This is a genomic window from Nocardioides sp. P5_E3 (genome assembly GCF_054049275.1).
Map to the genome: position 1 here is coordinate 1 of NZ_JBFUMR010000030.1, position 22962 is coordinate 22962.

At 71.3% G+C, this 22962-nt stretch carries 21 protein-coding genes; 2 read left to right on the plus strand and 19 right to left on the minus strand.

Features of this window, described 5'->3' with window-relative positions; all coding sequences use genetic code 11:
• Positions 1–140: 140 nt before the first annotated feature.
• The 8 genes from ACXJKB_RS17855 to ACXJKB_RS17890 all read right to left on the minus strand — a co-directional run bounded on the left by ACXJKB_RS17855 (position 141) and on the right by ACXJKB_RS17890 (position 10155).
• Positions 141–1628 (minus strand): rhamnulokinase, encoded by a 1488-nt coding sequence (locus ACXJKB_RS17855; protein WP_457190722.1) that lies wholly within the window; start codon positions 1626–1628, stop codon positions 141–143.
• Positions 1625–3667 (minus strand): bifunctional aldolase/short-chain dehydrogenase, encoded by a 2043-nt coding sequence (locus ACXJKB_RS17860; RefSeq protein WP_457190724.1) that lies wholly within the window; start codon positions 3665–3667, stop codon positions 1625–1627. Before ACXJKB_RS17860 ends, ACXJKB_RS17855 begins: the two co-directional genes overlap by 4 nt.
• Before the next feature lie 31 nt (positions 3668–3698).
• The gene (gene rhaI, locus ACXJKB_RS17865; protein WP_457190726.1) at positions 3699–4880 is read right to left on the minus strand and encodes an L-rhamnose isomerase; all 1182 of its coding nucleotides are present in this window, start codon (positions 4878–4880) and stop codon (positions 3699–3701) included.
• Positions 4877–5266, minus strand: a complete 390-nt coding sequence (locus tag ACXJKB_RS17870) for an L-rhamnose mutarotase (protein WP_457190728.1) — start codon at positions 5264–5266, stop codon at positions 4877–4879. The genes rhaI and ACXJKB_RS17870 overlap by 4 nt, the downstream gene beginning before the upstream one ends.
• Before the next feature lie 141 nt (positions 5267–5407).
• Entirely contained in the window at positions 5408–6448 is a 1041-nt protein-coding gene (gene rhaS / locus ACXJKB_RS17875) for a rhamnose ABC transporter substrate-binding protein (RefSeq protein WP_457190730.1), read from the minus strand.
• 22 nt (positions 6449–6470) lie between these two features.
• Positions 6471–7544 (minus strand): ABC transporter permease, encoded by a 1074-nt coding sequence (locus tag ACXJKB_RS17880; RefSeq protein WP_457190732.1) that lies wholly within the window; start codon positions 7542–7544, stop codon positions 6471–6473.
• Positions 7541–8641, minus strand: coding sequence for an ABC transporter permease (locus ACXJKB_RS17885; RefSeq protein WP_457190734.1), 1101 nt, complete (start codon positions 8639–8641; stop codon positions 7541–7543). The genes ACXJKB_RS17880 and ACXJKB_RS17885 overlap by 4 nt, the downstream gene beginning before the upstream one ends.
• Positions 8638–10155, minus strand: coding sequence for a sugar ABC transporter ATP-binding protein (locus ACXJKB_RS17890; protein WP_457190736.1), 1518 nt, complete (start codon positions 10153–10155; stop codon positions 8638–8640). Before ACXJKB_RS17890 ends, ACXJKB_RS17885 begins: the two co-directional genes overlap by 4 nt.
• A 196-nt stretch (positions 10156–10351) precedes the next feature.
• Between ACXJKB_RS17890 and ACXJKB_RS17895 the strand changes: the two genes are divergently transcribed.
• On the plus strand, positions 10352–11365 hold the full coding sequence (locus ACXJKB_RS17895) for a LacI family DNA-binding transcriptional regulator (protein ID WP_457190738.1): 1014 nt from the start codon (positions 10352–10354) through the stop codon (positions 11363–11365).
• Between the two features lie 11 nt (positions 11366–11376).
• Here ACXJKB_RS17895 and ACXJKB_RS17900 read toward each other — a convergent pair whose 3' ends face one another.
• From ACXJKB_RS17900 to ACXJKB_RS17925, 6 genes are all read right to left on the minus strand, one after another.
• Positions 11377–12432 carry a sulfate/molybdate ABC transporter ATP-binding protein gene (locus ACXJKB_RS17900; protein ID WP_457190740.1) on the minus strand — a complete coding sequence of 352 codons (1056 nt, stop codon included), beginning with the start codon at positions 12430–12432 and terminating at the stop codon, positions 11377–11379.
• Entirely contained in the window at positions 12429–13220 is a 792-nt protein-coding gene (locus ACXJKB_RS17905) for an ABC transporter permease (RefSeq protein ID WP_457190742.1), read from the minus strand. Before ACXJKB_RS17905 ends, ACXJKB_RS17900 begins: the two co-directional genes overlap by 4 nt.
• 15 nt (positions 13221–13235) lie before the next feature.
• Entirely contained in the window at positions 13236–14012 is a 777-nt protein-coding gene (gene modA, locus ACXJKB_RS17910; protein WP_457190744.1) for a molybdate ABC transporter substrate-binding protein, read from the minus strand.
• Positions 14009–14413 (minus strand): TOBE domain-containing protein, encoded by a 405-nt coding sequence (locus ACXJKB_RS17915; RefSeq protein ID WP_300048923.1) that lies wholly within the window; start codon positions 14411–14413, stop codon positions 14009–14011. The genes modA and ACXJKB_RS17915 overlap by 4 nt, the downstream gene beginning before the upstream one ends.
• A gap of 114 nt (positions 14414–14527) precedes the next feature.
• Positions 14528–15409 carry a ribokinase gene (locus tag ACXJKB_RS17920; RefSeq protein ID WP_457190746.1) on the minus strand — a complete coding sequence of 294 codons (882 nt, stop codon included), beginning with the start codon at positions 15407–15409 and terminating at the stop codon, positions 14528–14530.
• Positions 15410–15502: 93 nt separating this feature from the next.
• A complete protein-coding gene (locus ACXJKB_RS17925) occupies positions 15503–16690 on the minus strand; it encodes a diguanylate cyclase (RefSeq protein WP_457190747.1) in 1188 nt (395 codons plus the stop codon).
• A 120-nt stretch (positions 16691–16810) separates the two neighbouring features.
• On the opposite strand from ACXJKB_RS17925, the gene ACXJKB_RS17930 reads away from it, so the two are divergent.
• The gene (locus ACXJKB_RS17930) at positions 16811–17281 is read left to right on the plus strand and encodes a tRNA (cytidine(34)-2'-O)-methyltransferase (RefSeq protein ID WP_457190749.1); all 471 of its coding nucleotides are present in this window, start codon (positions 16811–16813) and stop codon (positions 17279–17281) included.
• 78 nt (positions 17282–17359) lie between these two features.
• Here ACXJKB_RS17930 and ACXJKB_RS17935 read toward each other — a convergent pair whose 3' ends face one another.
• From ACXJKB_RS17935 to ACXJKB_RS17955, 5 genes are all read right to left on the minus strand, one after another.
• The gene (locus ACXJKB_RS17935; protein ID WP_457190751.1) at positions 17360–18892 is read right to left on the minus strand and encodes an NAD-dependent succinate-semialdehyde dehydrogenase; all 1533 of its coding nucleotides are present in this window, start codon (positions 18890–18892) and stop codon (positions 17360–17362) included.
• Positions 18889–19437 carry a 2-oxo acid dehydrogenase subunit E2 gene (locus tag ACXJKB_RS17940; protein WP_457190753.1) on the minus strand — a complete coding sequence of 183 codons (549 nt, stop codon included), beginning with the start codon at positions 19435–19437 and terminating at the stop codon, positions 18889–18891. The genes ACXJKB_RS17935 and ACXJKB_RS17940 overlap by 4 nt, the downstream gene beginning before the upstream one ends.
• Before the next feature lie 116 nt (positions 19438–19553).
• The gene (locus ACXJKB_RS17945) at positions 19554–20531 is read right to left on the minus strand and encodes an alpha-ketoacid dehydrogenase subunit beta (RefSeq protein WP_457190754.1); all 978 of its coding nucleotides are present in this window, start codon (positions 20529–20531) and stop codon (positions 19554–19556) included.
• Entirely contained in the window at positions 20519–21583 is a 1065-nt protein-coding gene (locus ACXJKB_RS17950) for a thiamine pyrophosphate-dependent dehydrogenase E1 component subunit alpha (protein WP_457190756.1), read from the minus strand. The genes ACXJKB_RS17945 and ACXJKB_RS17950 overlap by 13 nt, the downstream gene beginning before the upstream one ends.
• 4 nt (positions 21584–21587) lie before the next feature.
• On the minus strand, positions 21588–22958 hold the full coding sequence (locus tag ACXJKB_RS17955) for a M24 family metallopeptidase (RefSeq protein ID WP_457190758.1): 1371 nt from the start codon (positions 22956–22958) through the stop codon (positions 21588–21590).
• Between the last annotated feature and the right edge of the window lie 4 nt (positions 22959–22962).

Genomic DNA, 22962 nt, shown 5'->3' on the forward strand with positions numbered 1-22962 from the left:
GGCGGCGGCCGCGGGCGAGGCCGAGGCGGCGGCCACGAAGCCCGCAGCGGCGGCGGACGCACCGAGGAGGGTGCGGCGGGTGAGGTGGGTCGGGCCGTGCTGGTCCATCGAGATCTCCTGTGGGGGGTCAGGCGGTGGGGTCAGGCGGTGGCGGGTCCGACGCGGCGGTCGGCGGCGTCCCAGTCGAGGCCGGGACGGGGGTCGTGACGTCGTACGTCGTGCGTCTCGCGGACGAGGGCACGCATGGCGGCGAGGTCGGGCAGGTCGGCGCCGAGGGCGCGCGCCTGGACGAGGGCGTTGCCGAGTGCGGCCGCCTCGCCCGGGCCCGCCAGCACCGGTGCGCCGAGGGCGTCCGCGGTCAGCTGGCAGAGCAGGTGGTTGTGGGAGCCGCCGCCGACGACGTGCACGACCTCCAGGTCGCGCCCGGCCAGCCGGGCGGCGGTGCGGAGGTGGCGCCGGTAGGCGAGCGCCAGGCTGTCGAGGATGCAGCGGGTGATCTCGCCGGGGCTCTGCGGGAGCGGCTCGCCGGCGTCCCGTGCCAGCCGGACGACGCGCTCGGGCATCGGGTCGGTGGCGCTGCCCGGGCCCAGCAGGGACGGGTGGTTGATGTCGACGACGGTGCGCAGCGGAGCCGCGGCGCTGGCGTCGGCGAGGAGGGAGGCGAGGTCGGTGGCGGGGGTGCCGCGGTCGCGCCACGCCTTGAGGCACTCGGAGAGCACCCAGAGGCCCATCACGTTCTTGAGGAAGCGGACGGTGCCGTCGACGCCGCCCTCGTTGGTGAAGTCGGCCTCGCGGGCCTCCTCGGTGAGCACCGGCTCGTCGAGCTCGAGGCCGACGAGCGACCACGTGCCCGAGGAGATGTAGCCGAAGGAGGTGCCCGCCTCCGCGGGTACGGCGACGACTGCGGAGGCCGTGTCGTGCGACCCGACCGCCACCACCGGCACGTCCGGCGCGAGGCCGAGGTCGGCCGCGACCTCGGCGCGGAGGGGGCCGACCACGGAGCCTGCGTCACGCAACGGCGGCAGGATCGACCAGGGCAGCTGGAGGCGGCCGGCCAGCTCGCTGGACCAGACGCCCGTGCGGACGTCGAGCAGCCCGGTCGTCGAGGCGTTGGTGCGCTCCGCGCCGACCTCGCCGGTCAGCCAGTAGCCGAGGAGGTCGGGCAGCAGCAGCATCGTGTGGGCCGACTCCAGCGCCGCGGTGCCCCGGGCGGCGGCGAGCTGGAACACGGTCGTGAACGGCAGCTGCTGCAGGCCGTTGACGGCGTACTGCTCCTGCACGCTGACCGTCCTGGCCACCAGCTCGGGCACGTCGCGGGTGCGCGGGTCGCGGTGGCTGTAGGGGTTGCCGAGCAGCTCGCCGTCACGATCCAGCAGGCCGTAGTCCACGGCCCAGGAGTCGATGCCGATCCCGTGCAGCTCCCCGGTGCGCGCCACCTCGGCGACACCGGCGAGCACCTCGCGGTGGATGCCGAGCACGTCCCAGAAGAGCGAGCCGCCGACCGGGACGCCGCCGTTGGGGAAGCGGTGCACCTCCTTCAGGGAGAGGTGCCCCGGACCGACGCGGGCGGCCATCACACGGCCGCTCGTCGCCCCGAGGTCGACGGCCGCGAGGCGCAGGGTCGTCATCGCAGGAAGGCCGCCGCCACGCCCGCGTCGACGGGGATGTGCAGCCCGGTCGTGTGGCTCAGCTGGTCGGTGCAGAGGACGAAGACCGCATTGGYGATGTTGTCCGGCAACACCTCGCGCTTGAGGATCGTGCGCTGCGCGTAGAACTTGCCGAGGTCCTGCTCCTCCACGCCGTAGACGGCGGCGCGGTTGGCGCCCCAGCCCGAGGCGAAGATCCCCGAGCCCTGCACGACGCCGTCCGGGTTGACGCCGTTGACCTTGATGCCGTGCTCGCCGAGCTCGGCGGCCAGCAGCCGCACCTGGTGGGCCTGGTCGGCCTTTGCGGCGCCGTAGGCGACGTTGTTGGGGCCGGCGAAGATCGAGTTCTTCGACGAGATGTAGACGATGTCGCCGCCCATCCCCTGCTCGATCATCGCCTTGGCCGCGGCCTTCGCGACGAGGAACGAGCCCTTGGCCATCACGTCGTGCTGGAGGTCCCAGTCCTGCTCGGTGGTCTCGAGCAGCGAGCGCGACAGCGAGAGACCGGCGTTGTTGACGACGAGGTCGACACCACCGAAGGCCAGCACGGTGGCCTGCAGGGCCGCCTCGACGGCGGCTCCGTCGGAGACGTCGACCTGCACGCCGACGGCGACGTCGGCCGAACCGATCTCGGCGGCCGCGGCCTGCGCCTTCTCCAGCGACAGGTCGGCGATGACGACGCAGGCGCCCTCGGACGCGAGCTTCTTCGCGGTCGCGAGGCCGATGCCCGACGCGGCGCCGGTGACGAGCGCGACGCGGGTCGCGAGCGGCTTGGGCTTCGGCATCCGCTGGAGCTTGGCCTCCTCCAGCGCCCAGTACTCGATGCGGAACTTCTCCGACTCGTCGATGGGGGCGTACGACGACAGGCCCTCGGCGCCACGCATCACGTTGATCGCGTTGACGTAGAACTCGCCGGCAACGCGGGCGGTCTGCTTGTCCTTGCCGAAGCTGAACATGCCGACGCCGGGCACCAGCACGACCAGCGGGTCCTTGCCGCGGATCGCGGGGCTGTCGGGCGTGGCGTTGCGGTCGTAGTAGCCCTGGTAGTCCTCGCGGTAGGAGACGGCGAGCTCCTGGAGGCGGGCGATGCTCGCCTCGACCGAGGCGGAGGCGGGCAGGTCGAGGACCAGCGGCTTGACCTTGGTGCGGAGGAAGTGGTCGGGGCACGACGTGCCGAGCTCGCCGAGGCGCGGGTGCTCGGCGTGCCCGAGGAACTCGAGGACGACGTCGGCGTCGGTGAAGTGGCCGACCATCGGGCGGTCCGTCGACGCGATGCCGCGGATCGTCGGTGCGAGGGCGGCGGCCTTGGCGCGGCGCTCGGCCTCCGGCAGGGCGGCGTACCCCTCGAGCGCGGGACCGAACGGCTCGGCCCTCGTGTGCTCGGCGATGTAGGTGGCGGCGGTGTCGATGATCCAGAGGCTGTTGGCCTCGGCCTCCTCGCTGGTGTCGCCCCACGCGGTGATGCCGTGGCCGCCGAGGATGCAGCCGCGGGCCTGCGGGTTCTTCTCCTTGATCTCGGCGATGTCGAGGCCGAGCTGGAAGCCGGGGCGGCGCCACGGCACCCACACGACCTGGTCGCCGAAGATGGTCCGGGTCAGCTCCTCGCCGTCGGCCGAGGTCGCGATCGCGATGCCGGAGTCGGGGTGCAGGTGGTCGACATGCGCCGCGTCGACGAGGCCGTGCATCGCGGTGTCGATCGACGGGGCGGCACCGCCCTTGCCGTGCAGGCAGTAGTCGAAGGCCGCGACCATCTCGTCCTCGCGGTCCACGCCGGGGTAGACGTCGACGAGCGCGCGCATCCGGTCCAGCCGCAGCACGGCCAGGCCGCCGGGCGTGAGCGTGCCGAGGTCACCGCCGGAGCCCTTCACCCACAGCAGCTCGACGTCCTCGCCGGTGACCGGGTCGGTCTCGGTGCCCTTGGCGGAGGTGTTGCCGCCGGCGTAGTTGGTGTTCTTGGGGTCCTGGCCCAGGCGGTTCGAGCGCTGGACCAGCGCGTCGACGGCGGGGTTGAGGTCACTCACGGTGCTGGTTTCCTTACGGGGTTGTGGGGGGTCAGTTCCAGCCGGCTTGCGAGCCACCGACGCGGTCGGTCTCGATCTGCTGCTGGTAGCCCGACTGGAGGTAGGCGCGCATCGGGTCGGCCGGCAGGCCGCGCTCCTCGCGCCACGCGGCCAGGTCACGGCGTACGTCGGTGTAGAAGGCGTCCATGAAGATCTCGTTGGCACGCAGCACGTCGCCGGCGGAGCGCGCCTCGTCGAGGGCCTCGGTGTCGAGGAGCAGCGCGCGGGCGGTCATCTCCTGGACGTTGAGCACGGAGCGGATCTGGCCGGGGATCTTGTCCTCGATGTTGTGGCACTGGTCGAGCATCAGCGCGACGTCGCTCTCGGCGCCGAAGCCGCCACCGCGGATGACCTCGACCATGATCCGGAACAGCTGGAAGGGATCGGCCGCACCGACGATGAGGTCGTCGTCGGCGTAGAAGCGGCTGTTGAAGTCGAACGAGCCGAGCTTCCCGAGGCGCAGCAGCTGGGCCACGATGAACTCGATGTTGGTGCCGGGCGCGTGGTGGCCGGTGTCGAGGCACACCTTGGCGCGGTCGCCGAGGGCGGCCACGTGGGCGTACGACGTGCCCCAGTCCGGGACGTCGGTGTGGTAGAACGCCGGCTCGAAGAACTTGTACTCCAGCACGAGCCGCTGGTCCTCGGCGAGCCGGTCGTAGATGGTGCTCAGGCCCTCGGCGAGCCGGTCCTGGCGGGCGCGCATGTCGCCCTGGCCCGGGTAGTTGGTGCCCTCGGCGAGCCAGATCTTCAGGTCCTGCGAGCCGGTCTGGTGCATCACCTCGATGCAGGCGAAGTGGTGGTCGATCGCCTTCTGCCGCACCCGCGGGTCGGTGTGGGTCAGCGCGCCGAGCTTGTAGTCGTCGTCCTGGAAGGTGTTGGAGTTGATCGTGCCGAGCGCGACGCCCTGCTCCTTGGCGTACGACGACAGCGCGGCGTAGTCGTCGACCTCGTCCCACGGGATGTGGAGCGCCACGGTGGGCGCGAGGCCGGTGAAGCGGTGCACCGCCGCGGCGTCGGCGATCTTCTCCTCGACGGTGCGCGGGGTGCCGGGGGTGCCGAACACCTTGAAGCGGGTGCCGGAGTTGCCGTAGGCCCAGGACGGCACCTCGATCGCGAGTTCGCCGAGCCGGTCGCTGATGGTGGAGAAGCCAGAAGGGCCAGAAGAGGTGGTCATGACGGGTCCTGAGCTGTGGGAGTGGGTGAGTCGGTGGCCGTGCTGGTGGAGGTGTGGGCGGCGAGCTGGTCCTCGAGGTGGAAGACCTCGGCCAGCTGCCAGAAGCCCTGGTCGGGCGGGAGGTCGAGGTCGACGAAGAACTCGGCCATCTCCGCCTGCCAGCGGGCGTTCACGTCGGTGCGGGCCATGCCCTCCTGCGCGGCGGCGAGGTCAGGCGTCTCGAGGTAGCCGACGAGCAGGCCGTCCTCGCGCAGGAAGAGGGAGTAGTTGGTCCAGCCGGTGTCGCGGAGGGCGCGGAGCATCTCGGGCCACACGGCGGCGTGGCGCTCGGCGTACTCGTCCATGCGGTCCGTGCGGACCTGCAGGGTGAAGCAGACACGGTGCATCACACGCTCCTTTCCGGCGGGGAGGTCACGTGACAGCGCTGGCGCGCTTCGTCGACCAACGAGTGGTGGGTGGGGAGTCCCGGGGCCGGCGGCGGCTCGAGTCCGMYGGCCCCGGGACGTGGTGGTTCGACCTTGATGGGGTCAGAAGTCGAAGTCGCCGATGTTGTCGGCGTTGAAGGTGAACGGCTCACCGAGCAGGACGACGCCGTCGGCGCCGACCTCGAACTCGCCGAGGTCGCCCGCCTCGAAGGAGTCGCCCTCCTCGCCCGAGATGTCGCCGTTGGCCAGGGCGGCCGCGGCGTAGGTGGCGAGGGCGCCGAGGTCGCTCGGGTTCCACAGCGCGAAGGACTCGACGGTGCCGTTCTCGACGTACTCACGCATCTGGTTGGGGGTGCCCAAACCGGTCAGCGCGACCTTGCCCTTGGAGGAGGAGTCCGACAGGTAGCGGGCCGCGGCCGCGATGCCGACCGTGGTGGGCGAGATGATGCCCTTGAGGTCGGGGTGGTTCTGCAGCAGCGCCTCGGTCTGGTCGAACGACTTCTGGTCGTCGTCGTCGCCGTAGACCGTGTCGACGAGCTCGATGTCGGCGTAGTCGGGGTTGTCGGCGAGCTCCTTCTCCATCATGTCGATCCAGGCGTTCTGGTTGGTCGCGTTGGCGGCAGCGGACAGGATGGCGATCTCGCCCTTGCCACCGATCTGGTCGGAGATCAGCTCGAGCTGCTTGGCGGCGATGCCCTCGGCGGTGGCCTGGTTGATGAACAGGTCGCGGCAGTCGGGGTTGGTGTCGGCGTCGAAGGTGATCACCTTGACGTCGGCGCTGCGGGCCTCGTCGATCGCGTCGCAGAGGGCCTCGGGGTCGTTGGCCGACAGGATCAGGGCGTCCTTGCCCTGCTGGGCGACGGTGTTGATGTAGGACACCTGGGCGTCGGGGCTGGCGGTCTCGGGACCGACCTCCTCGATCTCGACACCGAGGTCCTCGGCCGCTGCCTCGGCACCGGCGGTGCTGGTGTCGAAGTAGGGGTTGCCGAGGTTCTTCGGCAGCATCGTCATGCTGAGCTCGCCGCCGTCGCTGCTGCTGTCGGAGCCGCTGTCGCCGCTGTCGTCGCCGCACGCGGTGAGCGCCGCGGAGGCGGTGAGGATGATCGCAGCCAGAGCGATCGGCCGCCGGGTGTGGAACTTCATGGTGGGTCTGCCTTTCGGGTTCCTAGACGCCGGCGGATGCGGCGTTCGGGGTGGGGCTCGACTCCGGAGGAGTCGCTGCCTTGCGGGGCAACCTCGACGAGGTCCACGCAAGGACGTTGGGGAGGATCACCGAGGCCACGAGCAGCAGGCCGACGATGATGTTGGTGACGTTGACCGTCACGCTCTCCAGGCGCAGGGCGCTGGAGATGACGCCGATCAGCACGACGCCGGCGAGCACGCCGTGCAGCCGGCCGCGACCGCCGAAGATCGAGACGCCGCCGAGGAGGACAGCGGCGATCACCTGGAGCTCGTAGCCGGTGGCGTTGTCGCCGCGGGCCGAGCCGTAGCGCAGGGTGAAGTAGATGCCCGCAAAGGCGGACACCACGCCCGAGAGGACGAAGAGGATGAACTTGGTCCGGGCGACGTCGACGCCGGTGAAGTGGGCCGCCTCGTCGTTGAGCCCGATCTCGTAGATGCCCCGCCCGAAGGTGGAGAAGTGCAGCAGCACGACGAAGGCGATGGTCAGCACCACGAAGGGGATCATCACCAGCGGGATCCGTGACTCGCCGATGGTGTTGGTCGCGAGGTCGGACCACTTGTCCGTGAAGTCGGTGATGGCCGTGGTGCCGAGCAGGCCGACGGCGATGCCGCGGAAGAGCGCGAGCGTGCCGATGGTGACGGCGAGCGACGGCAGCCCGACGTACGCGATGAGGAAGCCGTTGAGGGCGCCGCACGCCAGCCCGGCCAGCAGGGCGAGGACGGCGGCGACCGGGATCGACATGCCGCCGTCGTGGAAGACGCCGAGCAGCACGCTGCTCAGGCCCATGATGCTGGCGACCGACAGGTCGATCTCGCCGGTGATGATGATCAGCGTCATCGGCAGGGCGATCAGCAGGATGGGTGCGATGTCCTGGAGGAGGAACTTCACGGTCAGCGGGCCGTCGAAGTTGTCCACGTTGATCGTCGCGTAGACGAAGACCGCGACGGTCAGCGCGATGACGGCCATCTCGCGGGTCAGGAGCCAGCGTCGCCATAGCGGCGCCGAGTAGTCGGCGTACGTGCGGGTCGGCGCGGCCGGGGACTGGGTGGTCGTCATGAGTGGTCCCTCGATTCGGCGAGCTTGCGGGCCTGTCTGACGGCGAGGACGCGGTCGAGCACGATCGCGCCGAGGATCAGGGCGCCGACGACGGCGCGCTGCCAGAAGTCCTCGATGCCGAGGCTGGGCAGGGCCCGGTTGATGGTCACGAGCAGGAAGGCGCCGATCGCCGCGCCCCACACGGTGCCGCTGCCGCCGAAGATCGCGACGCCGCCGATGACGGCCGCGGCGACGGCCTGCAGCTCGATGCCCAGGCCGACGCTCGAGCTCACGGTGCCGTAGCGGGCGGTGTAGAGGGCGCCGGCGAGACCCGCCAGCGCGCCGCTCAGCACGAACGCCGCGAGCAGGCGGCGGCGTACGGGCAGGCCGTAGAGGACCGCGGCGTCGGGGTCGGAGCCGATCGCGTAGAGCTCGCGACCACCGCGGGCGGTGTAGAGGTAGTAGCCGACGATCGCCAGGACGACGAGCGCGAGGATCGTGAGGAGCGGCACGCCGAGCACCGAGCGGGTGCCGAGCTGGAGGAACTCGCGGGGCAGGTCGCCGGCGTTGATCCGGTCGCTGCCGGCCCAGGTGAGCATGATGCCGCGGTAGATGTAGAGCGTGCCGAGCGTGATGACCAGCGCAGGCACACCGCCGTACGCCACCAGCACGCCGTTGACGAGGCCCAGGACCGCGCCGAGGAGCAGGCACGCCGCCAGCACCGCGACGATCGGGATGTTGGGCTGCTCGATGAACAGCCGCCCGGTGAGGTAGGCGGTCAGCGCCATCACCGAGCCGACGGAGAGGTCGACGTTGCGGGTGATGATCACGACGGCCTGGCCGACGGCGAGCAGCACGAGGATCGACGGGTTGAGCAGGAAGTTGCGCCAGCCGTCGCTGCTGAACAGGAAGCCGTTGTTCTTCGTGGTGGCGAGCACGACGACCGCCACCAGCACGAGGAAGATCGACAGCTCACGCGAGCGGAGCACGGTCGTCAGCGCGCGGCGCGTCGGGGAGAGCCGGCTCGGCTCGACGAGCAGCGCCTCGCTCGCGGACACCTCGGTGGTGTCGGAACCGTCGTGGCCCGAGTCCGGGCGCTCGACGTCGGTGTGGCTCATCGTGCGGTCTCCAGGTGGTGGGTGGCGGCGTGCATGACGGCCTCGGGGGTGGCGTCGGCGCGGTCGAGCTCGGCGGTGATCCGGCCCTCGCACAGGACGACGACGCGGTCGGCCATGCCGAGGACCTCGGGGAGCTCGGAGGAGATCATCAGGATCGCGAGGCCCTGCCCGGCGAGCTCGGAGAGCAACCGGTGCACCTCGGCCTTGGTGCCGACGTCGATGCCCCGGGTGGGCTCGTCGATGATCAGCAGCTTGGGATCGGTGGCCAGCCACTTGGCGATGACGACCTTCTGCTGGTTGCCGCCGCTCATCGTGGCCGCAGTCATGTCGAGCGCGCTGGTCTTCACCTCCAGGCGTCCGGCCCAGGGGCCGGCGGCCCGGTTCTCCATGGAGGAGGTCAGCAGCCCGGCCTTCGCGATGTTGCGGCGGATGACGCCGGCGACGTTGCGGGTGACCGAGGAGTCGATGACGAGGCCCTGCTTGCGGCGGTCCTCGGGGATGAACGCCATGCCGGCGCGGATCGCGGAGCGAGGGGCCTTGGCCTTGACCGGTCTGCCGGACACCGAGACCGACCCGGAGTCGTAGGAGTCGACGCCGAAGACCGCACGTGCGACCTCGCTGCGCCCGGCGCCGACCAGGCCGGCCAGGCCGACGATCTCGCCGGCGCGGACCTCGAGGTCGATGTCGTGGAAGACGCCGGCGCGGCTGAGGCCGCGCACCTGCAGGACCGGCTCGCCGATCTCGGCGGCCACCTTGGGGAACAGGTCGTCGACGTCACGGCCGACCATCAGCGAGACCAGCTCGGACGGCGTGGTCTCGGCGATCGTCTTGGTGTCGATGTAGGAGCCGTCGCGCATGACGGTGACGGTGTCGGCGAGGTCGAAGACCTCGTCGAAGCGGTGGGAGATGAAGACCAGCGCGCGGCCCTCGTCACGCAGGCTGCGGGCCACGGCGAACAGCCGGTCGACCTCGACGCCGCTCAGCGCGGCGGTCGGCTCGTCCATGACGAGCAGCCGGGCGTCGAGCGAGATGGCCTTGGCGATCTCGATGATCTGCTGGTCGGCGATCGACAGGCCCTCGGCCGGACGGCGGGGGTCGATCCGCACCCCGAGCCGGTCGAAGAGCCGCTCCGCCTCGGCGTACATCGCCGCGCGGTCGATGCGTCGGCCCGAGGCGAGGATCTGGCGGCCCATGAAGATGTTCTCGGTGACCGAGAGGTCCGGGAAGAGCGTCGGCTCCTGGTAGATCACCGCGACGCCCGACTTCTTGGACTCGGCCGTGGAGGAGAAGTCGACGGCCTCACCGCCGAGCTCGAAGGTGCCCGAGTCGCGGCGGTGCACGCCGGCGACGACCTTGACCAGCGTCGACTTGCCGGCGCCGTTCTCCCCCACCAGGGCGTGGATCGAGCCCGCCTCGACGCGCAGGCTGCCGGAGCGCAGGGCGACCACGGGCCCGAACGACTTGGAGACGTCGCGCAGCTCGAGCACCGGTGCGGCGGCGTTGCTGGCAGGCATGTGGCTCCTCGGTTTGAAAGGTTTCAACGGAACGGTAGGTGAGGGTCGTCACACCTGTCAACCGTCACCGCGGGCCATTTGTGGGCCGGTGTCGGCTCGCCACGCGAGGGGCCGCGATGGCGTACGCTCCGGTCGACGAACGTTTCAACGCCACGGCGCGACCCTCGCGACGACGGCTGGTGCGAGAGGGGCTGCCGTGGCGAAGGCCTCCTCGGTCAAGGACGTCGCCGCCCTCGCCCACGTCTCGCTCGGCACCGTGAGCAACGTCCTCAACCGTCCCGACCGCGTCTCCCCCGCCACCCGGGCGAAGGTCGAGCAGGCCATGCGCGACCTCGGGTTCGTCCGCAACGAGTCCGCCCGCCAGCTGCGCGCCGGGCGGAGCCGCACGCTGGCCTACGTCCTGCTCGACGCCCGCAACCCCTTCTTCACCGACGTCGCGCAGGGCGCGGAGCTCGCGGCCGAGTCGGCCGGCCTCTCGCTCTTCCTGTGCCACTCCGGCAACCGGGCCTCCCGCGAGGGCGACTACCTGGCGCACCTCGTCGAGCAGCGGGTGCAGGGGATCCTCGTCACGCCCGTCGACCCGAACGCCGCCGCGCTGGACGACGTGCGCCGCAACGGCACGCCGCTGGTGATCGTGGACCGCACGCGCGACGACGACCACTTCTGCTCCGTCGCGGTCGACGACGTCCTCGGCGGGCGTCTCGCCGTCGAGCACCTCGTGGAGGCCGGGCACACCCGGGTCGCGTTCATCGGCGGCCCCGAGACGATCGGACAGGTGCGCGACCGCCTCGCGGGCGCCCGCGAGGCCTGGGTCGCCGCCGGCCTGCCCGACGACCAGCTGGTCGTGGTCGGCACCGAGGCCCTCACGGTCGCCGAGGGACGCTCGGCGGGCGAGCGGGTGATGGGGATCGCGAGCAGCCGACGCCCGACGGCGGCGTTCTGCGCCAACGACCTGCTGGCACTCGGCCTGCTCCAGCAGCTCAGCACCGCCGGTCTCTCGGTGCCCGGAGACCTGGCCATCGTCGGCTACGACGACATCGAGTACGCCGCTGCCGCTGCCGTGCCCCTCACCTCGGTGCGCCAGCCGCGCCAGGAGCTCGGACGCCGGGCGGCCGAGCTGGTGCTCGACGAGGCGGACAACCCCGACCACCTGCACCAGCAGCTCGTCTTCACCCCCGAGCTGGTCGCCCGTCGTTCGACCCGGGGCTGAGGACCGCCCGGTCAGCTGCGGTAGACGGCGACCTCGGTGGCCTTCACGCTGAAGGTGACGTCGGCCCCTGGGACCAGGTCCAGCTCGGCGACGGCCTGGGCGGTGACGTCGGCGCTGAGCCCTGCTGCGCGGACGCGGATGCGGTCACCGTGGGGCTCGATCTCGGTGACGCGCGCGGCGAGCACGTTGCGCGGGCTGCCGCCCGGTGGCTCCCGGAACACCGAGACCGCCGAGGGCGAGAACACTGCGACCGCGGTGTCGCCGTCGCCAGGGCTGGGTCCGTCGACCATGCCCTGGATGGTGGCGCCGTCAGGGGTCTGGACGCGATCGCCGTGCCAGGTCCCGTGCAGGATGTTGAGCCCGGCGATCCGGGCGGCGAAGGCGCTGCGGGGTCGGGTCAGGACCTCGGCCGCCGGGCCCTGCTCGACGATCCTGCCGCGGTCGAGCACGATGACGGTGTCGGCGAGGAGCAGGGCGTCGAGGGCGTCATGGGTGACGAGGATGACGCTTCGCTCGGCGAGCACGCTGCGAAGTGTCTGGCGCAGTGCCGGGGTGACCGCGACGTCGAGGGCGGCCATCGGCTCGTCGAGGAGCAGCAGCCTGGGGTCTGCTGCCAGCGCGCGGGCGACGGCGACGCGCTGGGCCTGTCCTCCTGACACCTGGGAGGGCTTGCGGTCGGCCAGCTCCGCGACCCCGACCTGGTCGAGCCAGTGTCGTGCGGTCGCGTGCGCCTGCGAGCGTGCGACGCCCCGGGCGCGTGGGGCGAACTCGACGTTGTCGAGCACCGAGAGGTGCGGGAACAGGAGCGGGTCCTGGGCGAGGAGGGCGATCTCGCGGTCGTGCGGCGCGACCCAGGCGTGCCGGCCGCTGCCCCCTGTGGTGGTGAGGGGCCGACCGTCGAGCGTGATCTCGCCCCTGTCGGGGCGGATCAGCCCGGCAGCGACGGCGAGCACGGTGGACTTGCCGGCGCCGTTGGGGCCCAGCAGCGCGACGGTCTCGCCGGGGGCGACGGTGAAGGCGACGTCGACGTCCCGGTCGGGCACGTGCGCGGAGAACGTGAACGTCACAGGGCCGTTCGTCCTTGCCGGGCGAACCCGATGACCACGATGGCGACCACGACCAGCACCAGCGAGAGCGCGACCGCGGCGTCGGCGTCGGTCTCCCGGCGCAGGTAGATCTCGAGCGGCAGGGTCCTGGTCACTCCCTGGAGGCTCCCGGCGAAGGTGATGGTGGCCCCGAACTCGCCGAGCGACCGGGCGAAGGAGAGCACGGCTCCGGACACGAGGCCGGGCAGCACGAGCGGGATGGTGACGCGCCGGAGCACGGTGGTCGGTCGCGCACCCAGCGAGGCGGCCACCACTTCGTACCGTCGCCCGGCCGTGCGCAGCGCCCCTTCGAGACTGACGACGAGGAACGGCAGCGCGACGAACGTCTGGGCCATCACCACCGCGGTGGTGGAGAAGGCGATCTGGAAGCCGAGCACGTCGATGGTCTCCCCGAGCAGACCACGGCGCCCGAACGTGTACAGCAGGGCGATGCCCCCGACCACCGGTGGCAGCACCAGTGGGAGCAGCACGAGCGAGCGCAGGAACCCCTGCCCGGGGAACTCGGTGCGGGCCAGGACGACGGCCATCGGAACGCCGATGACGATGCAGGCGAGGGTGCTGATGGTGGAGGTCTTCAGGCTGAGGAGCAGCGCCTCCCGGGACGACTCGGAGGTGATCAGCTCGACGAAGCTGCCCCACTCGACCCGGGTGACCATGGCGGCCAGCGGGAGCAGCACGAAGGCTGCTCCCGCCGCCGCCGGCACGAAGATCCACGACGGCACCCCGACGTCGCGATGGACCCGCGCCATGTCAGGCTCAGCCCCTCAGGGCTGGCCGAAGCCGGCGTCGGCGAGGACCCGCTGGCCCTCGTCGCTGAGCACGAGGTCGACGAACTCCTGGGCCAGGTCGGCGTTCTCGCTGCCTGCCACCGTGGCGATCGGGTAGCTGTTCACCACCGACGCCGACTCCGGGAACTCGATGCCCTGCACGGCGTCACCGGCGGTGATCACGTCGGTGACGTAGACGAGGCCCGCGTCGGCCTCACCGGAGGTGACCTTGCCCAGCACGTCGGTCACCGACTGCTCCTCGCTGTCCGGTTCGAGGGTGACCCCGGCGGCCTCGGCGACGGACTGGGAGGCGGCGCCGCACGGCACCTCCGGGGCACAGATGACGAGGTTGATGTCGGGGTCGGCCAGGTCCTCGAGGGACTGCACGTCGGCGGGGTTGTCCGGGGGCGTGGCGATCTCGAGGGTGTTGGTGGCGAACAGCTCCGGGTCCGAGCCCTGCAGGTCGTCGGCCGTGAGCTTCTCCATGTTGGCCTCGTCGGCCGAGGCGAACACGTCTGCCGGGGCGCCGCTCTGGACCTGCGCGACGAGGTCGGAGGAGCCCGCGAAGTTGAAGTCGACCTGGACGCCCTCGTGGGACTTCTCGAAGCTCTCGCCGAGCTGCTCGAAGCTGGAGGTCAGCGACGCGGCGGCGAACACCGTGAGCGTGGTCCCCCCATCGCCGCCGGGCTCTGCGGCGTCGGGGTCGTCGTCGCTGCAGGCAGCGGTCGCGGTGACCAGCAGCAGGGCAGCCAGGGTCGTGCACCACCGCTTCATGATTCTCCCTGAGCAGTCTCGATGATCACGTTCGTGGACTTGATGGCGGCGATCGCCACCGACCCGAGCTCCAGCCCCAGGTCGCGGACGGCCTCGCTGGACATGAGCGACACCACCCGGAACGGCCCGCACTGGAGCTCGACCTGCGCCATCACCGAGTCGGTCCGGACGTCCGTCACCAGACCGACGAAGCGGTTCCGCGCAGAGCTCGCCAGTCCTCCCGGCAACGGCGGCGGCGACGCGTGCTGGCGCGCGACCTTCGCGACCTCGTAGCCGTCGACGACCTTGCGGCCGGCCTGGTCGACCGTGGCGGGCAGCGTGCCGTTGTCGATCCAGCGGCGCACGGTGTCGTCACTGACACCCAGGTACGCCGCCGCATCACGGATCCTCATCTGCGGCATGGAGCGAACCCTACTAGAGCAGACGCGGTCCGGATGACCTACTTCCGCCGTTCCTGCGCATCCATTGCTCTTGGGCGGGACCCGTTGCCGACCAGCACCGGTTCGTCCGGCTGCTCACCGGTCTCCGCGAGCTCCTAGCCGGGCCACCACCGCCGCACCCGCGCGCTGGCCCTCCTCGACCGCCCGCCTCAGGCTGCGGCCCTGCGCCAGCACGGCAGCGAGCGTCCCGACGAAGGCGTCCCCGGCACCCGTCGTGTCGACGACGCGCTCGACCGGCAGCGCCGCGATCCGGGCCGACGCCTCCGCGCCGCTGATCGACGCCCCCTCGGCGCCGCGGGTGACCACCACCGACCGGCAGCCGTGTCGCCGGCGTACGGCATCAGCCAGGTCCGCGCCCTCTGCGCCGGACGCGTCGCAGGCCTCGGCCGCCTCGTGCTCGTTGACCACGAGGGGGTCCGCCGCCTCGAGCGTCGCCGCCGCGAGGGGCAGCCAGGGGCCGTTGTTGACGACCACCCGGATGCCTCGCTCGTACGCCGCTGCGGCCGCGGCGTCGACCACTGCCGCGCCGACCTCCGACTGCAGGAGGACGACGGCCGGGGCCATGGTCCCGCGATCGGACAGCGCGGCGACGACACGACGTAGGTCGAGGAGGCCGTTGGCGCCGGCGTCCACCACGATGGCGTTCTCACCGGACGGGGCGACCATCACGAACGCGGTCCCGGTGGTCCGCCCGGAGCAGGTCTCCACCCCCGACACGTCCACCCCGGCCGCGACCAGTGCGTCGACCTGGGGCGCGCTGTCGCCGTCGTCGCCGACCGCTCCGAGGAGGCGGGTCGCCGCACCGGCCCGAGCGGCCGCCACCGCCTGGTTCGCCCCCTTGCCACCGGGCGAGCGCTCGACGCGGTCGGCCAGGAGGGTCACCCCGGGCACGGGGAAGCCGGGGACGTGCATCACGACGTCGACATTGATCGAGCCGACGACCACCACCGAGCCCATCGCGCCTCCTCGAGGTCATTGTGATGCAGACGGCAGGACCGTGCGTTGCCGACTAGACGACCTGCGGCGGCGGGGCGGACGCGCGCACGGCCGTCACTCCGGGTCGTGCTGGTCGCCGGCGTAGTGGACCGCGCGGTTCCGTCCTGTCGCCTTCGCGCGGTAGAGCGCCGCGTCCGCGCGCTCGATCACCCGCTCGAGGCTCGCCGTGGGTTCGAGCGGGGCGATGCCGAAGCTGACCGTCGGGAGCACCACCTCGCCGAGTGGCGACCGCCGCGCCATCTCCTCGCTGATCGCGCGCGCCACCTCGTCGGCCCGGTCGGCGTCGGCGCCGGGGAGCAGCAGGACGAACTCCTCACCGCCGTGACGGGCCACCACGTCGCTGACTCGTACGGCGCTGCGGCACGCGTCGGCGAAGGCGACGAGCGCGTGGTCGCCCGCCTGGTGGCCGTGGACGTCGTTCACCTGCTTGAAGTGGTCGAGGTCGGCGATGATCAGCGAACCGGACGTGCCGTGTCGCTTCCCGGCGTGCAGCGCCAGCTCCGCGTGGTGCACGAAGCCCGACCGGTTGAGCAGTCCGGTGAGGGCGTCGCGGTGCGCCGCGTCGCGGAGCACCGCCTTCTGCTGCTCCTCGCTCAGGGTGGACATGCCGAACGACACCGTGGCCAGCAGCGCGGTGGTGATGAGGGTGGTGACCGCCTCCCCGAAGACCGTCGTGAACGGTGGCTCGCCGGGCCCGACGACCAGGAACGCGATCCAGCGGCCGAGGTAGAACACGGCCGCGCCGCTGGACATGGCCGCGAGGGCCCAGACCGATGCGCGGTACGAGCCGCCGTCGACCTGCGCTGCGTAGCTCTCGGCCAACAGGCGCCAGAGCTCGCGGGCCGCCAGGGCGAACTGGATCCACATGGCCGCGAGGAAGGTCGCTCCGCCCGCCCACACGTCGCCACCCGGGCCGCCCAGCGTCGTCGCGATCACCACGACGGCGGGTGCGACGAGCAGGAGCCGCCACGGGAGCGAGAGCTGTCGCAGGGACCGGGCGCCCGCCCACACGCAGCCCACGCCGAAGGCGATGAGGGCGTTGCCCAGCGGGATCGCCCACACCTGGTGGACGGTTCCGCTGAGGAGGAATGCCACGGCGCCGACGAGGAAGGCCACGAGGGACGCGCACCACCACGCCGCGTAGGCGGACCGGCCGATCCGGTAGGTGATCGCGAGGAAGAGCACCAGCAGGACAAGCGCCTCGAGGGCGAAGGAGATGCGCAGGCTGTCGGTGTCGAGCATGATCCACTTCCCCGTCCGAGTCGGGCGAGCCGCCATGGTCTCAGTCGCGACCGTGGACACGCCAGCGCTCGGAGCAGGTGCCGCGAACGGTGCGCACCCGCGGGATGTGAGGCTGACCCCGTGTTCCACGTGATGTTCCTCGAGCCCCGGATCCCGCCCAACACCGGCAACGCCATCCGGATGGTGGCGGGGACCGGCGCGACCCTGCACCTCGTCGAGCCCCTCGGCTTCGACCTGTCGGAGCCGCAGCTCAAGCGCGCCGGTCTGGACTACCACGACCTCGCGTCGGTGGTCGTGCACCCCGACCTGGACACCGCGCTCGGGAGCGACGCACTGGCCGGGTCACGGGTGTACGCCTTCACCGCCCACGCCACCCGCTGGCACACCGACGTGGCGTTCGAGCCGGACGACGTGCTGCTCTTCGGCCCCGAGCCGACCGGCCTGCCGCCCGAGGTGCTGACCCACGAGCGGGTCACCGACCGGCTCCGGATCCCGATGATCGCCGGTCGCCGGTCGCTCAACCTGTCCAACTCCGCGGCCGTGGTGGCCTACGAGGCGTGGCGGCAGCACGGCTTCACCGGCGCGCAGTGACCCCGCAGAGCAGAGACGCCCCCAGGGTCTCGGGTCCCCGGGGGCGTCGGAGCCGCCTGTCAGAATCGAACTGACGACCTAGTCATGACGAGTGAACAGGTCATCATCGACCGTCGGCTGGCGCCCTGACCTGCAGCTCGCCGACGGGCGGATCCCGACGTACCGGGTCTCGAGGTATTCCTCGATGCCCTCTGCGCCGCCCTCGCGGCCGAAGCCGGATGCCTTCACTCCCCCGAAGGGCGCCGCGGGGTTGGAGACGATGCCCTGGTTGATCCCCACCATCCCGACGTCGATCCGTTCCATCAGGTGCAGGGCGGTGTCGAGGTCGCGGGTGAACGCGTAGGCCGCCAGGCCGTACTCCGTGTCGTTGGCCAGCTCCACGGCCTCGTCGAGGGTCGCGAAGGACGTGACGGGCGCCACTGGCCCGAAGATCTCCTCCCGAAGCAGGGCGGCGCCGACGGGCACGTCGCGCAGCACGGTCGGCGGGTAGAACCAGCCCGGTCCTGTGCCGGGCTCGCCCCCCACGAGGAGCTGCGCTCCCGAGTCGACGGCGTCACCCACCAGCGATGCGACCATGTCGCGCGACTTCCCGTCGATCATGGGCCCGACCTGCACCCCGTCCTCCGTCCCGCGTCCGACGACCATCGATCCCATGCGGGACGCGAGCCGGGCCGAGAAGTCCCCCGCGAGGCTCTCGTGCACGAGGAAGCGGTTGGCGGCGGTACAGGCCTCGCCCATGTTGCGCATCTTCGCGAGCATCGCTCCCTCCACGGCTGCATCGACGTCGGCATCGGCGAGCACCAGGAAGGGCGCGTTGCCGCCGAGCTCCATCGACACACGCAGCAGGCGCTCGGCCGACTGCTCGACCAGTCGCCGGCCTACGTCGGTCGAGCCGGTGAAGGTGAGCTTGCGGACGCGAGGATCGCGCACGAGCGGCTCCATCACCCGACCACTGGAGCTGGTGGTGATCACGTTGAGCACGCCCTCAGGCAGTCCGGCCTCGGCCATCAGGCTCGCGAAGGCCAGCATCGAGAGCGGCGTCTGTGCTGCCGGCTTGACGACCATGGTGCAGCCGGCGGCCACTGCGGGGCCGACCTTGCGCGTTCCCATCGCGAGCGGGAAGTTCCACGGTGTGATCATCAGCGTCGGTCCGACCGGACGCTTGAGCGTCAGCAGTCGGGTGGCTCCGTCGGGTGAGGTCGCGTAGCGACCCGAGATGCGTACGGCCTCCTCGCTGAACCAGCGGAGGAACTCGGCAGCGTAGGTGACCTCGGCGCGACTCTCCGCGAGCGGCTTGCCCATCTCCAGGGTCATCAGCAGCGCGAGGTCGTCGATCCGCTCGCGCATGAGCTCGAAGGCCCGGCGCAGGATCTCGCCGCGGTCGCGTGGCGCCATGTCGGCGAACGGGTCCTGGTGCGCCACTGCGGCGTCGAGGGCGCGTACGCCGTCAGCGGTCGAGGCGTCGGCCACCTCGGCCAGCACCTCGCCCGTGGCGGGGTCGTGGACGGGAAGGGTGCGGCCACCATCGGCAGCAACCTCGCCGCCGCCGATCCACAGGCTTGTCGGTACGGCGTCGAGGACCCGACGCTCGTCGTCGGGCGTCGAGCTCATGCCCGGCCCTCCTCGACGTCGCGCCGGACAGACTGCAGGAAGCGGGCCGCGTCGGCGCTGCTCAGCAACCGCGGATCATGGCTCATCGACAGGTGGGCCATGGCCCGGACCACGATGACCTCGCCGCCGTCGCCCTGCATCACGACCGGACGCCGCACGATCGCCCCGATGCCGAGGACCGGCGCGCGATCGGGCCCCACCGCGGGGGTGTCGAGCAGGGCCCCGCGGCTGCCGCTGTCGACCATGGCCAGTGTCGGGGACTCGTCGGCGTGCTGGCCCTCGGTCATCCGCGCTGCAATGGCGTCCCCGGTCAGGTCCTGCGCGTCCTGGACGACGACGGTGGGTGTCCCGTCGTCGTCCAGGACGCCGAGGTGCACGCCCGGGATTCGCACGACGGAGCCGTGGGCGTCGACCCGGCCGGGGACGGAGGGATGGGCGGCAGCCGCGCGGACAGCGGCCGTGGCCACGGTGGAGAGGACTGCGTCAGCCGGCACGCCGGTCAGGTCCACCTCGACGACCGACGTCAGCTGGGTCCCCGTGGGCATCTCCGTCACGTCGTGCGCGGCGTGGCGGCCGTGCCGGGCACGGACTCGTGCCCTCGGGGATTCCTGGTGTCGGGGCCTGCCCCGGCGGGGGCGTGCGCCCGTCGGCACGCTCGCGGTCATCCCTGCATCGCCTGCTCGATCTCGTCACGGATCCGGTCGACGGACGGGATCATCAGGTCCTCGAGCGAGTCGGCGGAGGCCAGCGGGATGTGGGGCGTGGTGATGCGGACGATCGGACCGTCGAGGTCCCAGAAGCCGTCATCGCCGGCGATGGCGACCAGCTCGGCACCCCACCCGAGCATCCGCGGGTTCTCCTCCACGGTGAACAGCCGTCCCGTCCGTCCGAGCGACTCGAGCACGGTCGCGGCGTCGAGCGGCACCAGCGAGCGCAGGTCGATGACCTCGCACTCGATGCCCTTTTCAGCGAGCTGCTCGGCGGCAGTGAGGGCTCGGCCCACCATCAGACCGAGCGCGACCACCGTCGCGTCCTTGCCCTGACGACGCACCCTCGCCGTGCCGAGCTCGTCCACGATCGGACCGTCCGGGACCTCGCCCTTGGACGAGTAGAGCCCCTTGTGCTCGAAGAAGAGGACCGGGTCGTCGCTGCGGACGGCCGCGGCCATCAGACCCACCACGTCCTCGGGAGTGGAGGGGGCCACGACCTTGATCCCGGGCACGGCCATCGCCCAGTTCTCGATGGACTGCGAGTGCTGCGCGCCGAAGCGCAGGCTGCCACCGTTGCCGCTCTTCACGACGAGCGGGATGGTGACCTGCCCGTTGGTCATGTAGCGAGTCTTGGCCATCTCGTTGACCACCAGGTCCCAGCAGACGGCGAAGAAGTCGGAGAACATGATCTCCGCGATGGGTCGCATCCCTGTCATGGCGGCGCCCATCGCCGCACCGAGGATCGCCTGCTCGGAGATGGGGGTGTCGATGACGCGCTCGGGGCCGAAGCGCTCGAGCAGCCCCGTCGTGGTCTTGAAGACCCCGCCGGCACCGGCGACGTCCTCGCCGATGAGCACGACCATCTCGTCCCGCTCCATCTCCTGCGCGATGCCGCGCGCCACCGCGTCGCGGTAGGTCAGGATCGCCATGTGTGTCCTCCGTCTGCCCACACGTCCGTGAAGGCGGCGCTCGGTTCGGGCAAGGGTCCGTTCTTGGCTGCCTCGGTCGCTTCGTCGACCGCGGCAGCGACCTCGGCATCGATGCCGTCGATGTCGGCAGCGGCGACACCGAGTCGTTCGAGGCGCGCGCGGTAGACCTTGAGGGGGTCGTAGGCCAGCCACGCCTCCAGCTCCCCCGGCGGCTTGTACTTGCCGGGATCGGCGCGGGAGTGGCCGCCGTGCCGGTAGGTCAGCGCCTCGACCATCACCGGCCCCGCGCCTGACCGGGCGTGCTCGAGGGCGTCGGCGGCCACGAGGTGCACGGCGTCGGCGTCGTTGCCGTCGACGACGATGGACTCGAGGCCGTACGCGGGCGCGCGGTCCGCGGCAGGGCGTCGTACGGCGGTGATGTCGCCGATCGCGGTGTACTCCATGTACTGGTTGTTCTCGCAGACGAAGACGATCGGCAGCTTGAAGACCGCGGCGTAGTTGAGCGCCTCGTGGAACGCACCGATGTTGGTGGTGCCGTCCCCGAAGAAGCAGACGGCGACCTGCCCGCTCCCGCGGTACTGCGCGGACCAGGCTGCGCCGTTGGCGATGGTGAGGTGGGCACCGATGATCGCGTAGGACCCCATCACGCCGTGCTCCACGCTGGTCAGGTGCATGGATCCGCCCTTGCCGCCGAGCAGTCCGTTGGCTCGACCCAGCAGCTCGGCGAGGACGCCCTCCATCGGAACGCCCCGCGCGAGCGTGTGGGCGTGGCCGCGGTAGGTGGCGAAGGTGTAGTCGTCCGTGTGCATGGCGGCACCGAAGCCCGCGGCGACGGCCTCCATCCCGAGCGAGAGGTGCGTGGTGCCCTTGACCAGCTGCTGCATGAACATGTCGTAGGCGCGCTTCTCGAACTGGCGCATCTCCTGGAGCATGCGATACATCCGCAATCGGGTTTCGAGCGGGATGTCGGCGTCGTCGTGCGACGTCGGGTCGTCGGGCGGCAGGACGAGCTCGTGCTCGCCGTAGGCGTGGTTGCTGAGGGGCAGGTTCATCGGTTCACGCCTCCACGGCGGTGCGGGTGTTGAGGTGCGACTGGCTGTCGCGCACCGTCGGCAACGCGCCGCCTGTGGTGAAGTAGCGGCGGCCTGCGACGAGCAGCTCCTCGGCGGGGAACTTGGTGATCACCTGGGCCCCGTCGGCGGTGACGACGACCTCCTCCTCGATGCGCGCCGCACCCCAGCCATCGGCGGCCGGCCAGTACGTCTCCAGCGCGAAGACCATGCCCTCCTCGAGGACCTCGGGCGCGTCCAACGACGTCAGCCGGCTGAAGATCGGCCTCTCCCAGATGCTCAGGCCCACGCCATGCCCGTACTGCAGCGCGAACGCCGCCTCCTCGTCGGGGAAGCCGAACTCCTGCGCGGTGGGCCACACCGAGACGATGTCGGCCGTCGTGGCGCCCGGCTTGACGAGCTCGATCGCCTGGTCCATGTAGTCGCGGCAGATCTTGTAGGCGTCGGCCATGCCGGGTGAGGCACTGCCCACGGCGAAGGTGCGGTAGTAGCACGTGCGGTAGCCCATGAAGCTGTGCAGGATGTCGAAGAAGGCGGGATCACCCGGGCGGATGAGCCGGTCCGAGAAGACGTGGGGGTGCGGCGAGCACCGCTCGCCGGAGATGGCGTTGACGCCCTCGACGTGCTCAGAACCCAGGTCGTAGAGCACCTTGCTGACCAGCCCGACGCACTCGTTCTCCCGCACGCCGGGTCGGAGGAACTCGTAGAGGCTCTCGTAGGCGGAGTCGACCATCGACGCGGCCTGCGTGAGGAGGCCGATCTCGTCGACTGTCTTGATGCGGCGCGCCTCCAGGAAGACCTGCTGGCCGTCGACGACGTCGATGCCCATTGCCTGGAGGGCGAACATGACCGGCGGCTCGATGATGTCGACGCCGAGCGGCTGGTCGGTCAGGCCGTGCTCGGCCAGCACCTGGTAGACCTTCGCTGCCACGTCCTCGGCGCGGCCGGCCGAGGGGGAGATCGCTCCGCGCAGCGTCGAGATGCCGGCGCGGGCGCCGTAGTGCTCGGCCTCCCTGTCCGGGTGTCCGGCGTCGAGCCACGGCGCGTAGAGCTGGTGGTGGCGGGCCGCCGAGCCGAAGTCCCACAGGACAGGGTTGCCCCCTTGGGGCAGGACGGCGAAGCGGATCATCTTGTCCATCGCCCACGTCCCGATGTGGGTCCCGGTCATGTAGCGGATGTTGTGGAAGTCGAAGGTGAGGACCGCGCCGAGCGAGGACCGCTGGAGCTCGGCAGTGAGCCGGGACAGCCGCTCGGTGCGCAGGCGCGACATGTCGAGCCGGTTCTCCCAGTCGACCTGGGTGACGCCGTAGGTGGATGTGTGCATCAGGACCTCCAGGACTGCGGTGCGCGGGGGCACGGGC

What these genes read in the sequence shown, in the direction of transcription:
- ACXJKB_RS17855 (WP_457190722.1), bottom strand. Translation starts at nt 1,628, where the DNA reads ATGACGACCCTGCGCCTCGCGGCCGTCGACCTCGGGGCGACGAGCGGC.
- rhaI (WP_457190726.1), bottom strand. Translation starts at nt 4,880, where the DNA reads ATGACCACCTCTTCTGGCCCTTCTGGCTTCTCCACCATCAGCGACCGG.
- ACXJKB_RS17870 (WP_457190728.1), bottom strand. Translation starts at nt 5,266, where the DNA reads ATGCACCGTGTCTGCTTCACCCTGCAGGTCCGCACGGACCGCATGGAC.
- rhaS (WP_457190730.1), bottom strand. Translation starts at nt 6,448, where the DNA reads ATGAAGTTCCACACCCGGCGGCCGATCGCTCTGGCTGCGATCATCCTC.
- ACXJKB_RS17880 (WP_457190732.1), bottom strand. Translation starts at nt 7,544, where the DNA reads ATGACGACCACCCAGTCCCCGGCCGCGCCGACCCGCACGTACGCCGAC.
- ACXJKB_RS17885 (WP_457190734.1), bottom strand. Translation starts at nt 8,641, where the DNA reads ATGAGCCACACCGACGTCGAGCGCCCGGACTCGGGCCACGACGGTTCC.
- ACXJKB_RS17890 (WP_457190736.1), bottom strand. Translation starts at nt 10,155, where the DNA reads ATGCCTGCCAGCAACGCCGCCGCACCGGTGCTCGAGCTGCGCGACGTC.
- ACXJKB_RS17905 (WP_457190742.1), bottom strand. Translation starts at nt 13,220, where the DNA reads ATGGCGCGGGTCCATCGCGACGTCGGGGTGCCGTCGTGGATCTTCGTG.
- modA (WP_457190744.1), bottom strand. Translation starts at nt 14,012, where the DNA reads ATGAAGCGGTGGTGCACGACCCTGGCTGCCCTGCTGCTGGTCACCGCG.
- ACXJKB_RS17915 (WP_300048923.1), bottom strand. Translation starts at nt 14,413, where the DNA reads ATGCCGCAGATGAGGATCCGTGATGCGGCGGCGTACCTGGGTGTCAGT.
- ACXJKB_RS17920 (WP_457190746.1), bottom strand. Translation starts at nt 15,409, where the DNA reads ATGGGCTCGGTGGTGGTCGTCGGCTCGATCAATGTCGACGTCGTGATG.
- ACXJKB_RS17925 (WP_457190747.1), bottom strand. Translation starts at nt 16,690, where the DNA reads ATGCTCGACACCGACAGCCTGCGCATCTCCTTCGCCCTCGAGGCGCTT.
- ACXJKB_RS17935 (WP_457190751.1), bottom strand. Translation starts at nt 18,892, where the DNA reads ATGAGCTCGACGCCCGACGACGAGCGTCGGGTCCTCGACGCCGTACCG.
- ACXJKB_RS17940 (WP_457190753.1), bottom strand. Translation starts at nt 19,437, where the DNA reads ATGCCCACGGGGACCCAGCTGACGTCGGTCGTCGAGGTGGACCTGACC.
- ACXJKB_RS17945 (WP_457190754.1), bottom strand. Translation starts at nt 20,531, where the DNA reads ATGGCGATCCTGACCTACCGCGACGCGGTGGCGCGCGGCATCGCGCAG.
- ACXJKB_RS17950 (WP_457190756.1), bottom strand. Translation starts at nt 21,583, where the DNA reads ATGAACCTGCCCCTCAGCAACCACGCCTACGGCGAGCACGAGCTCGTC.